Annotated in this window: 8 protein-coding genes and 1 pseudogene; 4 read left to right on the forward strand and 5 right to left on the reverse strand. The window is 65.4% G+C overall.

The annotated features are described in order from the left end of the window. Window position 1 precedes the first annotated feature (1 nt). The gene (locus tag ACYOEI_RS19740) at window positions 2-157 is read right to left on the reverse strand and encodes a hypothetical protein (protein WP_462851277.1); all 156 of its coding nucleotides are present in this window, start codon (window positions 155-157) and stop codon (window positions 2-4) included. A gap of 24 nt (window positions 158-181) precedes the next feature. Between ACYOEI_RS19740 and ACYOEI_RS19745 the strand changes: the two genes are divergently transcribed. From ACYOEI_RS19745 to ACYOEI_RS19760, 4 genes are all read left to right on the forward strand, one after another. After that, the gene (locus ACYOEI_RS19745; protein ID WP_462851278.1) at window positions 182-658 is read left to right on the forward strand and encodes an isocitrate lyase/phosphoenolpyruvate mutase family protein; all 477 of its coding nucleotides are present in this window, start codon (window positions 182-184) and stop codon (window positions 656-658) included. A 112-nt stretch (window positions 659-770) separates the two neighbouring features. Further along, a complete protein-coding gene (locus tag ACYOEI_RS19750; RefSeq protein ID WP_462851279.1) occupies window positions 771-2717 on the forward strand; it encodes a PAS domain S-box protein in 1947 nt (648 codons plus the stop codon). Continuing rightward, on the forward strand, window positions 2705-3355 hold the full coding sequence (locus ACYOEI_RS19755) for a response regulator (RefSeq protein WP_462851280.1): 651 nt from the start codon (window positions 2705-2707) through the stop codon (window positions 3353-3355). The genes ACYOEI_RS19750 and ACYOEI_RS19755 overlap by 13 nt, the downstream gene beginning before the upstream one ends. A gap of 937 nt (window positions 3356-4292) precedes the next feature. Beyond that, complete coding sequence (locus ACYOEI_RS19760; RefSeq protein WP_462851281.1) at window positions 4293-5690, forward strand: monooxygenase; 1398 nt, start codon at window positions 4293-4295, stop codon at window positions 5688-5690. An 18-nt stretch (window positions 5691-5708) separates the two neighbouring features. Here ACYOEI_RS19760 and ACYOEI_RS19765 read toward each other — a convergent pair. The 4 genes and pseudogenes from ACYOEI_RS19765 to ACYOEI_RS19780 form a co-directional block, all read right to left on the reverse strand. Continuing rightward, a pseudogene (locus tag ACYOEI_RS19765) lies at window positions 5709-6119 on the reverse strand (IS66 family transposase). 45 nt (window positions 6120-6164) lie between these two features. Then, the gene (locus tag ACYOEI_RS19770; RefSeq protein ID WP_462851282.1) at window positions 6165-9533 is read right to left on the reverse strand and encodes an efflux RND transporter permease subunit; all 3369 of its coding nucleotides are present in this window, start codon (window positions 9531-9533) and stop codon (window positions 6165-6167) included. Continuing rightward, window positions 9530-12937: an efflux RND transporter permease subunit gene (locus ACYOEI_RS19775; protein WP_462851283.1), complete on the reverse strand. Its 3408-nt coding sequence runs from the start codon at window positions 12935-12937 to the stop codon at window positions 9530-9532. Before ACYOEI_RS19775 ends, ACYOEI_RS19770 begins: the two co-directional genes overlap by 4 nt. A gap of 124 nt (window positions 12938-13061) precedes the next feature. Then, window positions 13062-14387, reverse strand: a complete 1326-nt coding sequence (locus ACYOEI_RS19780) for an efflux RND transporter periplasmic adaptor subunit (RefSeq protein ID WP_462851284.1) — start codon at window positions 14385-14387, stop codon at window positions 13062-13064. Window positions 14388-14593 lie beyond the last annotated feature (206 nt).

The raw sequence follows: 14593 nt of genomic DNA on the forward strand, positions 1-14593 counted from the left end.
GTCAGAATTCCTGACCGTACGCGGCCCGGCGGAAGATCTTCGTCGCTTCTTCGACGGGGATCCCCACGATCTTCAAGCGGCCCTGGCCCGACTCGCCGCCGATCGGCGTGAGCGGCACGCCGAGCCCCAACTCGGCGGCCTGGCGGATGTGCTGCACGGCCAGGGTCTCGAAGCCCAGCAGGTGCGCCCCGACCGAGTCGACGGAGACGGCGTTGCGGCCCGCAGGCTTGCGGAGACCTTCATCCTGGCCCGGACCGATGGCCGAAGCGCCAAGGGCGTGGACGAGGCGATCCGCCGCGGCAAAGACTATCGAGACGCCGGGGCCGACGGCCTGTACATCGAAGGACTCAGGAGCCTCAAAGAGCTGGAGCAGGTCGGCAAGGCCCTCGCGGGGACGCCACTGGCGACGACGTTGATGGAAGGGGGGGGCCGGATGCCCTGGGCGTCGCCAGCCGCGATTCACGAGGCGGGATTCGCGATGATTATGTATCCCACCATGCTCCTCTTCCAGATCGCTCACACCCTCGCGCGCGCCCTCTCCACCCTCAAGGCCGGCGAGCCGATGCCCGCGAATGAGGCGATCGACCTTGATAGCTTCGAGGACATCGTGGGCCTGGCGAGTTGGAGGGACATCGAGGAGAAGTTCGGGACGAAATGATCGAGCATCCGTGCGAAAAGCGGACTATGGTAGAGTCCGAGGATCTCGCCAGGGCAGGTCCGTGCTCGTCATTCGACGCGTGATCCGTTGCTTCCAAGCAAGGTCCAGGCCGATGCCATTGTCAGACCCCGAGGTTCGCGAAGCACGAGGCGCACCCGCCGTCGGCGGAGCGATGGGCTATCGGGTCCGAGCGTTCGACGGGTCGACAACTTCACTGGGTCCGATCGAGACCCGGTCGGAGCGGTTGAAGGCCCTCGTCGAGTTGGTCCTTACGTCGCGACAGGCGATGTACCTGGCGGCCGGCGACGACCTCGTCCTCATCGGCAACGACGCTTATGAGGCCCTGTTGCAGGGCAATCGCCGGGAGACTCTCGGCGTCCCGTTCCGTGTCGCCTTCGCTCACATCTCGGCGGAGATGGAACCGTTGCTGGCGTCGGTGCTCGAGGGCCGGCCGCACGTCGTGGTCGCCCAACGTTTTCCGGTGCCGTGGCGATCGGATCGACCCGAGGCCGGTTTCACGTTCAGCCTTTCTCCCGTGCTCGACCGTGACGGCTCGGTCTTCGGCTTCCTGGCCTCCGTCATGGAGACGACGGATAAGCTCCTCAACGAATTGGCGATTCGTGAGAGCGAGGAGCGACAGGCCTTCCTCTTGAGATTGAGCGACGCCTTGCGGCCGATCGCCGATCCGTTCCAGGTGAAGGAGATCGCGGCCCGGTTGCTGGGGGAACATCTCGGAGTCGACCACGCCGCTTATGGGGAATTCCTCCCGGACGGCGAGCACTTGATGACCGAAGGGGGCTGGACGCGAGAGGGGGCGTCGCTCGTCACGGGATACCGTCGGGTCGTGGATTTCGAAGCGTTCTTCCGAAATATCGAACGCGGAGAGGTCGCCATTCTCGAGGACACGCAAGTCGACTATGGAGTGACCCCCGCGTTGCACGAGGCGACCTGGGAATTCGTCGGTGTGCGTGCCGCGATTGCCTATCCGTTCGTGAAACATGGTAAGGTTGTTGCAATCTTTTACCTCCACTCGCTCACGCCTCGCCGATGGTCATCGGGTGAGGTTTCGCTCGTCGCGGAAGTCGGGGAGCGGACCTGGGACGCGGCCGAGCGGGCCCGCGCCGAGGCCGCCCTGCGGTCGAGCGAAGAACGGCTGCGGCTGATCGTCGCCAGCGCCACCGATTACGCCATCATGGCCCTGGACCCGGCCTTGGGTGTCACCGCATCGAGCCCCGGGGCCGAGGCGACCTTCGGTTACACCCAGGAGGAGGTCGTCGGCCGCCCTTTCGCCATGCTGTTCACTCCGGAGGACGTGGCGGCCGGGATACCCATCGAGGAGGGCCGAACGGCGCTTCGGGAGGGACGTGCCTCCGGCGGGCGGTGGAATGTCCGCAAGGACGGCACGCGTTTCTTCGCCTCCGGGGTCCTGACGCCGCTCGGCGAAGGCGGTGACTTGGGGTTCGTCAAGATCACCCGCGACCTCACCGAGTGGAAGCGCATCGAGGACGAGCTCCGCGAGGCCCGTGACGAGTTGGAACGGCGCGTCTCGGAGCGGACCGCCGAGTTACAACGGGCCAACGAAGAGATGAGGGTGAGCATGGCCGTCCGACAGGAGTTGCTGCGGCGAGTCGTCACGGCCCAGGAGGGTGAGCGTCGTCGCGTCTCTCGCGAGCTGCACGACGGGCTCGGGCAGGAGCTCACGGCCTTGATCCTTGGCCTGAAGTCTCTGGAAAGGGCCCTCCCGGAGGACACCCGGGCCCGCGACCGGCTTTTCGACCTCGAGCGGATCGCCAACGCGATCAGCCGCGAGGCCCACGACATGGCCGTCGAGCTCCGGCCGACCGCCCTGGATGACCTGGGCCTCGGCCCCGCGTTGTCGGCCTACATCGCCCGATGGTCGGAGCCTCGAAAGCCTGGGACTGCTGGGGATGCACGAACGCGTCGGCCTGGTCGGCGGGACGATCCTCATCGACTCGGGAGAGGGCGAGGGGACGCTGATCCGAGCCCGCATCCCCATCAACCGATCATCCGAAGGGGGAGCTGGTCATGTCTAAGCTGAGAATACTCCTGGCCGACGACCACAACCTCGTCCGCGAGGGCCTGCGAGCCCTCATCGAATCGCAGCCCGACATGGAAGTCGTCGCCGAAGCCCCCGAGGGCGAGACCGCCTGCCGGCTCGCGTTCGAGCTGGCGCCCGAGGTGGCGGTCATCGACATCTCCATGTCGCTGCTGAGCGGGGCACAGGCCACCGAGAGGATCCGACGGGAAAGGCCGGAAGTGAAGGTGCTGGCCCTGACGGTCCACGAGGACGGCGGCTATCTCCAGCAGATGATGCAGGCCGGCGCCTCGGGTTACCTGCTCAAGCGGGCCGCGGCCGATGACCTGATTCACGCCATCCGGGCGGTGGCCAAAGGCGGCTCGTACCTCGACCCGAACCTGACCGGCGTCTTGCTCGGCGGCCTCATGGAGCGTTCGCCCCGGCCAGACTCCCCGAAGCAGGCACTGACGGATCGCGAGGAGGAAGTCCTCAGACTCATCGCCCGAGGCTTCACCAACCGGGAAGTGGCGTCTCAACTCAACATCAGCTCCAAGACGATCGAGACCCACAAAGCCCGAGCCATGGAGAAACTCGGCATCGACAGCCGAGCCGGGATCGTCTCCCACGCCATTCGGGCCGGCTGGCTGTCGGGCGGCTGAAGATCGAGTTCGGGCGAGGAAGACGTCATGGGGGGGTCAGGAAAACCCCGCGACGATTTTTCGGATTTTCCCGATGGCGGCAAATCGGAAGATCTCCGAAACTCTCGAAAACCGATTCGATGCGCAAGGACCTCCCACTCCCCGCAATCGTGGCGCACTTTGTCGCGTTCGCGGGGCGGCCCATTTCTTCGTCGCAGCAATCTCCCGGAACAGAGACGCTGGTCGGAGAGTGCGCCGCCTCGCGACCGACGAGGAATGTAACCCGCGGACGACTCCCTTCGAATTCGTGACTCCCCCGACACTCAAGCCGTCGGCGGGCGACCCTTCCGCGACAAAGAAACCCCCGCCTACGTTTGTCTTTGTTTTTCAAGATATGATTATCATGATCGTTTCTTGGAGTCATTTGTTGGGGAATGAGCCTCGGTCGGGTGAGGCCGAGCGTCCGATCCTGTTGGCTCGTGGGAGGACAGACCGCCGACAGGCTACCGACCGGCTTCGGAGCCGAGCGCACGAGAAGATGATCGAGACGTTCGCCGATCGGGAGATTCATCGGCGGCTCGAGGATGGCGCGAAGTCGGCCGGCATCGAGCTGCCTATGCTCACGGAGTCGGGGAAATGGCCGTCTTGAGGCCGCGCCGGACGATCGTCTTTTCAGATTATTAAACGCTTGATTTTTCGGACGCTTCGTGCTACGATCCGACTCTGTCAAATCTCTCCTCAAAGACTCGGCGCGAAACCGTTGCCTGCTCCGCCTTTTCGTGAGCCTGCGCAACGCTGATTTTTTCGCGCGGTCTCCAACTGCGTCATAAATTCGGCCCGTTTCCATCCAGGCGAAAGCCTGTGCGCGGAGCTTCGAACGCGCCCAATGAACGCGCACTCCTCTCGGGTGTCGCGGCTCGTTGCGGGAATCGAAGACCCGGCTGAGGGACCCGCTTGCATGTGCATCGAGGAAGTGGGCGGAAATCACGTCCGGGTCGTCCGTCTGGGATTCGCGGCCTGGTTCGCGATCGTGACCCCATGGGCTCTCGCGGGAGGGGACCGCGCCCGCACGCCTGATAAACCGACGTTCACGCGCGACGTCGCGATCATTCTTCAGAGACACTGTCAGACTTGCCACCGCCCCGGACAGGTCGCGCCGTTCCCCCTCGAGACTTATGAGCACGCTCGCAAGCGTGCGGATGACATTGCCACGGTCGTCGCTGAAAAGCGGATGCCACCGTGGAAGCCCGCACACGGCTACGGGCCCAAGCTCAAGGACGAGCGGGCACTTTCAACGGCCGAGATCGAGGTCATCAAGGCGTGGGCCGAAGCAGGGGCGCCTCGTGGCGACGAGAAAGACATGCCGCCGCCGGTCAAGTTCCCGGACGGATGGCGGCTCGGTACGCCCGACCTCGTGCTCGAGATGCCCGAGGAATATGAAGTGCCCGCGAGCGGACCCGACATCTATCGGTGCTTCGTGATCCCGACGAACCTGCCGAAGGACGTGTACCTCTCGGCCGTCGAATACCGGCCACGTAATCGGCGCGTCACGCACCACATGCTCGGCTTCATCGACACGGAGGGCGGGGCACGGCTCCGCGACAAGGCCGATCCGGGACCGGGCTACACCGAGTTCTCCGGTCCAGGAGCCGAGGTCTTCGGCGACCTCGGAGCATGGCTCGCGGGTACCGACCCCACACACCTCCCGGACGGCATCGGACGTCTCTTCCCCCGAGGAGCCGACGTGATCTTGCAGATCCACTATCATCCCAGTGGAAAGCGGGAGACCGACCGGACCCAACTGGGGTTCCATTTCGCCCGCAAGCCCGTGAAGAAAACGCTGCACTGGAATAATGCATCCTGCCCAGACATCGTCCTCCCCGCCGGCAACCCGAACATCCCGATCAAGGCGACCTGGTACGTTCCCGTCGATACCGAAGCGATCGCCGTGACGCCTCACATGCACCAGCTTGGCCATGATATCCGGATGTTTGCCGTCCTCCCTGGAGGTCGCAAGCAGCACCTGATCTACATCCCCGATTGGGACCCGGCCTGGCAGGGGACATACTATTTCGAGAAGCCGGTGACACTTCCCAAGGGGTCTGTCGTCCACACCGTCGGCCACTTCGACAATTCGGCCCATCCGCGCAACCCGAACCATCCCCCGAAAATCGTGCGCTGGGGCCATGGCGTGAAAGATGAAATGTGTGTCGGCTACATCGGCGTGGTCAAGAAAGATCAGGACCTCACCGATGGCGAGGACAAGGACGATCTCTTCCAGATCTTCCTCACGCAGCGGGAAAAGAACCTCGTACGTGACCAAAAAACCAAGCTCCGCCGCGCTCGCGGCGACTGAATTTTCTTCGCAGCGGGTTCAGACAGGACGCCGTCGCAGCCGGTTCATGCATTGCCCAATGCTCGCGGACCGGCCGTGTCGCTCCCAGTAACTCCAGTATTTCCGGCCGATCGCCTGGTCCCGGAGCCGACGCTCCGACACCTTGTTGTCGATCGACAGCCGGCCGTCCTCCGTGTATCGACATGACGATTTTCATTGATTCAACGTGTGCTTTTCTGCTTGTGCCAACGACGACTTCGGCAACAGTCGCGCCGACGGTCGATCCAGGACCGGCACTGCTTCCGCCTGGCGGGGCCTGGCCCGGTCCTCGGCATCCAGCGGCCGGGCCCGATCCTCGACCTCGTAGAACTGCTCGATCATTTCGAAGATCAGCGACGCCTCCGACGGAGACGACGTCCGCGCCTCGAAGGACTTCGGCCGCGCATGCATCCAGCAAGCAGGCCACCTCGATGATCCGGCTGTCGAGATCGTCGCTTATCCCTCCGACCCTTTCGATTCAGGGACGGGGTCGGAAGTACGGGGCTGTTGCGAGGGATGGCCGTCGTGGGGCGGGGGGGTATGGTCGCCGCCGAAGCGCTGGACGACGTCGTAGAAGACCGGGGTGAGGAAGATGCCGAAGAGGGTGACGCCGAGCATGCCGCTGAAGACGGCCGTGCCGAGCGAGCGGCGCATCTCCGCCCCCGCGCCTCGGGCGATGACGAGGGGGAGGACGCCGAGGATGAACGCGAACGAGGTCATGAGGATCGGCCGGAGTCGGAGCTTCGCGGCCTCGAGCGTCGCCTCGCGCCTCGGCATCCCCGCATCTTGCTGCTGTTTGGCGAACTCGACGATGAGGATGGCGTTCTTGCACGCCAGTCCGACGAGGACGACGAAGCCGATCTGGGTGAAAATCGTCACGTCGAGCCCGTCGGCGTCGACGCCGACGACCGAGCAGAGCAGGCACATCGGCACGACCAGGATTACCGCCAGGGGCAGCTTCCAGCTCTCGTACTGCGCGGCGAGGACCAGGAAGACGAAGACGACGGCCAGGGCGAAGACCTGAATCGCCGTGCTGCCGGCCTGGAGCTGCATGAACGCGAGCTCGGTCCAGGCGAAGGCCATCGAACGCGGCAACTCCTCGTGGGCGATCTGCTCCATGAGTGTGACCGCCTGGCCCGAGCTCGTGCCGGCCGCGGTGTCGCCGGTGATCGCCGCGGACGAGTACATGTTGAACCGCATGCCCATGACCGGCCCGCTGGTGTCGCGGACGGTCATCACGGCACTTAGGGGGATCATCTCCCCCTTGGCGTTCCGCACCTGGAGCTGGCCGATCCCCCGGATCTTGTCGCGATAGTGCTGGTCGGCCATGAGGTTGACCTGCCAGGTCCGGCCGAACTCGTTGAAATTGTTGACATAGTATGAACCGAGGTAAACCTGGAGGGTGTTGAAGATCTCACCGAGCGGGACCCCCAAGGTCATGCATTGGGTCCGGTTGATGTCGAGGTAGAGCCAGGGGGTGTTGGCCCGGGCGCTGTTGAAGAGCCCCTTGAGGCCGGGGGTCTCGTTCCCCTTCGCGACGATCCGGTCGCTGACGCGTTGGAGCTCGGCGAGGCCGAGATTGCCACGGTCCTCGATGATGAGCTTGAACCCGCCGGTCGTGCCCAGGCCGTCGACGGGCGGGGGGCCGAAGATGGTCACGGCGGCTCCCCGAACCTGCTTGCGGCAGCGCTCCTGGAGCCCGGCGGCGATCGCCTCGGCGGCGAGCTTGGAGTCGCGACGTTCGGAGAAGTCGCGGAGCATGATGTACATCGACCCCAGGTTCGGGGCGTTCGCGTTCAGGATCAGCGAGCGGCCCGAGATCCCGACGGTGTGCCGGACCCCCGGGGTCGCCCTGGCGATGGCCTCGATCTTCGAGAGGATCTTCTCCGTCCGCTCCACCGACGCGGCGTCGGGCAACTGGACATTCAACATCAAGTAGCCTTTGTCCTGCGCGGGGATGAATCCCGAGGGGACTCGATTGAACTCCCAGTAGGTCAGGCCGAGCAGGCCGACGTAGACGAGCAACGCCAGCAGAGTCACACGGAGGAGCCCCGCGACCAGCCTCGTATAGATCGACGAGGCGGCTTCGAAGGTGACGTTGAAGAGCCGGAAGAACCAGCCGAGGAGGAGGTCGATGAGCTTCGTGAGTGGGTCCCTGGGGTGGTCCTTCGGCTTGAGCAAGATCGCCGCGAGTGCCGGGCTGAGGGTGAGCGAGTTGAGCGCGGAGAAGGCGGTGGAGACGGCGATGGTGACGGCGAACTGCCGGAAGAATTGGCCTGTGATTCCCGCGATGAAGGCGCAGGGGACGAAGACGGCGGCGAGGACGAGGGCGACGGCCACGACGGGCCCGGTGACCTCGTCCATGGCCTTCCGCGCAGCGTCCCTGGGATTGAGTCCCTGTTCGAGCCAGCGTTCGACATTCTCGACGACGACGATGGCGTCGTCGACGACGATGCCGATGGCGAGGACGAGTCCGAAGAGGGAGAGGTTATTCAGTGAGAACCCGAGGGCGGCCATGACGGCGAAGGTGCCGACGATGGCGACGGGGACGGCGACGAGGGGTATGAGTGCGGCACGCCAGTTCTGGAGGAAGACGAGGACCACCACGGCCACCAGGATGATGGCGTCGCGCAAGGTGTTGAAGACTTCGTTGATCGACTCGCGGACGAAGGGGGTGGTGTCGTAGACGATCTGGTAGTCGAGTCCGTCGGGGAACCGCTGCTTGAGCTCGTCCATTTTGGCGTAGACCCCCCGGGCGGTCTCGAGTGCGTTCGAGCCGGGGAGCTGGAAGACGGAGAGGGCGACCGAGGGCTTGCCGTCGAGGGTGCACGACTGGTCGTACTGCTGGGACCCGAGCTCGACACGAGCGACGTCGCGGAGGCGGATGATGATAGGCGAGGGGGCCTCGGAGGGGCTCGACGCATCCTGGCCGACCTGCGCGGGGGCTGCGGCGGGGGCGGTGCTCGAGGTCGATGTCGACGAGGCCGACGCGGGGGTGGCGTTGTCGGTCGCGGGCTGGGCCTGGTTCGAGGAGTCCGGGGTTGTCTGGCCGGGGGGGCTCGCCTTGAGGATGATGTCCCCGAACTGCTCGGGGTCGGTGAGCCGGCCGAGCGTGTTGATGGTGAGCTGGAACTGCTGCCCCTTGGGGACCGGCTGCTGGCCGATCTGGCCGGCGGCGACTTGCAGGTTCTGCTCGCCGATCGCGGCGACCACGTCCATCGCCGAGATCCGGAAGGCGGCGAGCTTGTCGGGGTCGAGCCAGGCGCGGAGGCTGTAGTCTCGCTGGCCGAGGTAGGTCACGCCGGCGACGCCGGGGAGGCGGCCGATCTCGTCCTTGATCTCGATCGTGGCGTAGTTGCTCAGGAAGATGTCGTCATATCGTCCGTCGGGCGAGACGAGGTTGACGATCATCATCGTGTTGGGGGACATCTTCTTGACGTTGATCCCCTCGCGCTGGACCAGGTCGGGGATGACCGGGAGCGCGAGCGAGACTCGGTTCTGCACCAGGACCTGGGCCATGTCCGAGTCCATGCCCAGTTTGAAGGTCACGGTCAGGGTGTAGGCGCCGTCGTTGGTGCACTGGGACGACATCGACTGCATGTTCTCGACGCCGCTGACCTGCTCTTCGATCGGGGCGGCGACCGTGTCGAGCACGGTCTGGGCGTTGGCGCCCGGGTAGATGGCGGTGACGAGGACCGTGGGCGGGCTCACGTCCGGGTACTGGGCCACGGGCAAGGTGAAAACGGCCACGCCCCCCGCGAGCGTGACGACGATCGAGAGGACCGAGGCGAAGATCGGCCGATCGATGAAGAAATGAGAGATCAAGGCGATGTCCCTCCGATCGTTGCGTCGGGCCCCGGCCGATCGTCGGGGGACCGCCCGGACTCGTCCGACCTACCCCAGAGCTTGCGGTGGAGGCCGAGGGCCCCGATCGCCACGAGGATGCCCGCCGAGGCGCCGACGAAACGCGACCAGGTGGGATGCACCGCGCCGACCTTCGCGAGCAGGCCCCCGAGGGCCTCCCCCGCGACTCCGCCGATCAGGATCGAGCCGATCCAGCGGACCGGGATGGCGCGGAAGAGGCGGGTCTCGCCACACCACTCGATCAGGTCGTAGAAGACCGGCGTGAGGAAGATGCCGAAGAGGGTGACGCCGAGCATGCCGCTGAAGACGGCCGTGCCGAGCGAGCGGCGCATCTCCGCCCCCGCGCCCTGCGCGATGACGAGCGGCAGGACACCGAGGATGAACGCGAACGAGGTCATGAGGATCGGCCGGAGCCGCAGCCTCGAGGCCTCGAGCGTCGCCTCCCGCCTGGGAGTGCCCGCGTCCTGCTGTTGCTTGGCGAATTCGACGATCAGGATCGCGTTCTTGCACGCGAGACCCACGAGCACCACTAATCCGATCTGGACGAAGATGTTCACGGATGTTTTCGTGATCAGGACGCCGACGACCGAGCAGAGGAGGCAGAGCGGCACGACCAGGATCACCGCCATCGGCAGCTTCCAGCTCTCGTAGAGCGCCGCCAGGGCGAGGAAGACGAAGACGACCGCCAGCGCGAAGACATCGAAGGCGGTGTTGCCCGCCCGGATCTGCATGAACATCAACTCGGTCCATTCCGTCGTCATGGACCGGGGCAGGCTCGCGTCGGCCACCCGCTCGACGGCCGCGATCGCCTCGCCGGAGCTCATGCTCGGGAGCATGTTCCCCATGATCGGGGCGCTCGCGTAGAGGTTGTACCGAGGCGCCAGGACCGGCCCGCCGATCTCGCGGACGTTGACCAGGGTGCCGAGCGGGACCATCTGCCCGACGCTGTTGCGGACCTGGAGCAGGTTGAGCCCCTCGACGCGGTTGCGGAACTTTCCCTCCGACATCAAGTTAACCTGCCAGTGCCGGCCGAAGTCGTTGAAGCTGTTGACGTAGAGCGAGCCCAGATAAACCTGGAGCGTCATGTTCACGTCGGCGAGCGAAAGGCCGAGCGCCTTGACCTTGTAGCGGTCGATGTCCATGAAGAGCTGCGGCGTGTTCGAGCGGAACTGGGTGAGCACGCCCACGAGCCCCGGCGTGGCCTTCAGCTTCGCGACCAGGCGGTCGACCTGGCGCTGGAGGGCCTGGAAACCAAGCCCCCCACGGTCTTCGACCATGACCTTGAACCCCCCCGCCACGCTCAGGCCGGGGATCGGAGGGGCTCCGTACACGGTGACCGCCGCATCCTTCACCCTCCCGGGGAACTCCCCGCGCATCCTCGCCATGATCGCCTCGTCGCGGAGCTCCGGCTTTCGACGTTTTTCGAACGGGTCGAGCACCACGAACATCGAGCCGAAGTTCGAGCCGTTCGCCGACAGCAGCATCGAAATCCCCGAGACCGTGGTCGTGTGCGCGACCCCCGGCGTCTCCCTCGCGATCTTCTCCACGATCGCCATCGCCTCCCTCGTCCGCTGCACCGACGCGGAGTCGGGCAGTTGCACGTTCACGATCAGTCGCCCCTGGTCCTGCTGCGGGATGAAGCCCGTCGGCGCGCTCGTGAAGACCCAATACGTCAGGAACAACATCCCGGCATAGACCACGATCACCAGAAGGCTGACGCGCAAGAGGAACCCAACGATCCGGGCATACGCCGAGGTCCCCGCCTCGAAGGCGACGTTGAAGAGCCGGAAGGACCAACCGAAGAGGAGGTCGATGAGCCTCGTGAGCGGGTCCCTGGCGTGTTCCCTCGGACGGAGGAGGATGGCGGCGAGTGCCGGGCTGAGGGTGAGCGAGTTGAGTGCGGAGAAGGCGGTGGAGACGGCGATGGTGACGGCGAACTGTCGGAAGAACTGCCCGGTGATGCCGGCGATGAAGGCGCAGGGGACGAAGACGGCGGCGAGGACGAGGGCGACGGCCACGACGGGCCCGGTAACCTCGTCCATGGCCTTGCGCGTGGCGTCTCTGGGGCTGAGTCCCTGTTCGAGCCAGCGTTCGACGTTCTCGACGACGACGATGGCGTCGTCGACGACGATGCCGATGGCGAGGACGAGCCCGAAGAGAGACAGGTTGTTGAGTGAGAACCTGAGGGCGGCCATGACGGCGAAGGTGCCGACGATGGCGACGGGGACGGCGACGAGGGGTATGAGTGCGGCGCGCCAGTTCTGGAGGAACACCAGGACGACCACAGCCACCAGGAAGATCGCTTCAAAGAGGGTCTGCACGACGTCCTGGACGGACTCGCGGATGAAGGGAGTGGTGTCGTAGGCGATGTAGTAATCGAAGCCATCGGGGAACTGGGCCTTCAGCTCTTCCATCTTCTCCCGGACTCGGGTGGCGACGTCGAGGGCGTTCGTCCCGGGGAGTTGGTGGACGCCGAGCGCGACGGATGGCTTGCCGTCGAAGCTGCAATACTGGTCGTACTGCTGGGCCCCGAGCTCGACACGAGCGACGTCGCGAAGTCTCACGATCCCGGCCGAAGGGCCGGCCGGGCCCGGCACGCCGACCTTGACGATGATGTCGCCGAACTGCTCGGGTTCGGTGAGTCGTCCCAACGAGGCGATCGGCCGCTGGAGGTCCTGCGTCGCCCCCGACGGGGGCTGGCCCACCTGTCCGGCGGCGACCTCGAGGTTCTGGTCGCGGATCGCCGCCGCAACTTCGCTGGCGCTGATGTTCCTCGAGGCGAGCTCCTGGGGATCGAGCCAGGCACGAATGCTGTAGTCGCGCTGGCCGAGGTAGTTCAGATCCGAAACCCCTTCGACCCGCAGCAGCTCGTCCTTGACGTGAATCGTCGCGTAGTTGCTCAGGTAGATGTCATCGTAACGGCCGTCGGGCGAGATGAAGTTCACGATCAACAGGAGGTCCGGTGTCTTCTTCCGGATCGTGATCCCCTGGAGCTGGACCGACGTGGGGAGTTGGGGCATCGCCAGTGCGACGCGGTTCTGGACCATCACGAGCGCGGTATTCAGGTTGGTCCCGACGTCGAAGGTGACCGTCAGCGTATAGGAGCCGTCGTTGCCGGCCTGGGAGGACATGTAGAGCATGCCCCCGACGCCGTTGACCTGCTGCTCGATCGGCTCGGCGACCGTGTCGGCCACGATCCGGGCGCTGGCGCCGGGGTAGTTCACCGAGACCTGGACGGTCGGCGGCGTGATCTCGGGATACTGCGTGATCGGCAGCGAGAACAACGCGATCGCACCCGTCAGGGTGATCGCGATCGAGAGCACGGAGGCGAAGATCGGCCGATCGATGAAGAAATGAGAGATCATTGCGGTGCCCTCGCGGGGCATCCCTCGGGCAGGGCTGGTCGTGTGATCGCGACGGGCAGGTGAGCCGACCATGGGCCAACCTGAGAGGCTCCGGGCCTCGGTCCTCCCGCCCGGTTCCCGGGTCTCATTCTTCGCCTTTGGCCTTGTTCTTGGTCGCTGAGGCCGCTCCGGCCGGCTTCGAGGGGGAGGGTGCCGGGGCCGGGGCTTTCTCGGAGTCCTCGTCGGCGTCCGACGCACGCATGGGGGTGGGTTCGGGCTCGATGACCATGCGGGGCTTGATCTGGGGCAGGCCGCCGATCACGACCCATTCGTCGGCCTTCAGGCCCTCGTCGACCGGGATCAGGCCGTCTTCCTGAACTTCGCCAGTCTTCACGCGGCGGTACTGGATCGTGTTCTTCGCGTCGACCACATAGAGGAACTTCACCCCCTGGTCCGAGCCGAGGGCCCGTTCGGCGATCAGGAGCGCGGGGCGAGGTTCCCCGATCGGCAACTGGATGCGCACGAACATCCCCGGCGTGATCAATCGCCGCCCTTGGGGGGGCAGGGGGTTGGCGAAGACCCCGCGGAGCGTGATCGTGCCCGTGGTGAGGTTCACCGTGTTGTTCACGAAGTTCAGGGTGCCGTGGTGCGGGTAGCCGCTTTCGCCTTCGAGCCCCATGTTAACCGGGATCTCGTTCGTGTCCTTGTGCGGCTTGATCTTGCCGTCATTGATGGCCTTGCGGACCCGGAGCACGGTCCGCTCGTCGACGTCGAAGAAGGCGTACATCGGGTCGACCGACACGACCGTCGTCAGGAGGGTCTGGTCCTGAGAGATCAGGTTGCCGACCGTGAGGAAATACCGGCTGACGTGGCCGCTGATCGCCGATGTGACCTTGGTGAAGTCGAGCTCGAGCTTGGCGAGGTTGAGGTTCGCCTTGGCGAGGTTCAACTGCGCGACCGCTTGTGCCTCCTGAGATTGGCTTTGCTCGAGCGACTCCTGGCTGATGGCCCCGTTGGAGTTCTTCGAGATCGCACGCGACCTCGAGTTCTCGGACTTGGTGAGCCTCGCGTTGGCCTCTCGGAGCTCGACCTGGGCCTTGCTCGCGTCGTATTGGGCCTGGTAAGGTCGAGGGTCGATCTCGAAGAGGACATCCCCCTCCTTGACCTCCGCCCCTTCCTTGAAGGGCATCTTCATCAAGTAGCCGCTGACTCTGGCCCGGACGTTCACCGACTGTACCGCGTCGGTCCGCCCCGTGTAGTAAACGTAGTCGGAGATGACCCGCGAGACGGCCTTGCCGACCGGGATCACCGGCGGCTTGGCCGGTGCGACCTTGGGGGCCTCGTGCCGGCAGCCGACGGCCGCGGTCGCCAGGAGCAGGGCGACCGACCCCGTCAGGAGCCAGTGCCCAGCCGCGTCGGAGAAGGCTCGGGGCCGCCCCCCGGGGGGCCCATCAAGGAAAACTCGGGCCATCGCAGGATCTCACCTTCGGGGGGGAAAGCTTGTTCGCCGAGGTTACGCAAGCGGCATGCCAATCGTGGGATTGGTCTCGGCCGGGGTTGTCACTCTCTGAACATTCTATGCGGCGAGCGCCGCCGTGCTGATTGCCTGCCCCGAAACCCAGTCTTTTCTTGGAAACCGGGTTTCTGTGGGACTGGGACGACACGGCTTCCGGGAGG

The organism is Singulisphaera rosea (genome assembly GCF_054877945.1).

Bases quoted from the DNA above. Each gene is read 5' to 3' on its own strand.
- ACYOEI_RS19750 (WP_462851279.1), top strand. From the start codon at position 771: ATGCCATTGTCAGACCCCGAGGTTCGCGAAGCACGAGGCGCACCCGCC.
- ACYOEI_RS19755 (WP_462851280.1), top strand. From the start codon at position 2,705: ATGTCTAAGCTGAGAATACTCCTGGCCGACGACCACAACCTCGTCCGC.
- ACYOEI_RS19760 (WP_462851281.1), top strand. From the start codon at position 4,293: ATGTGCATCGAGGAAGTGGGCGGAAATCACGTCCGGGTCGTCCGTCTG.
- ACYOEI_RS19775 (WP_462851283.1), bottom strand. From the start codon at position 12,937: ATGATCTCTCATTTCTTCATCGATCGGCCGATCTTCGCCTCCGTGCTC.
- ACYOEI_RS19780 (WP_462851284.1), bottom strand. From the start codon at position 14,387: ATGGCCCGAGTTTTCCTTGATGGGCCCCCCGGGGGGCGGCCCCGAGCC.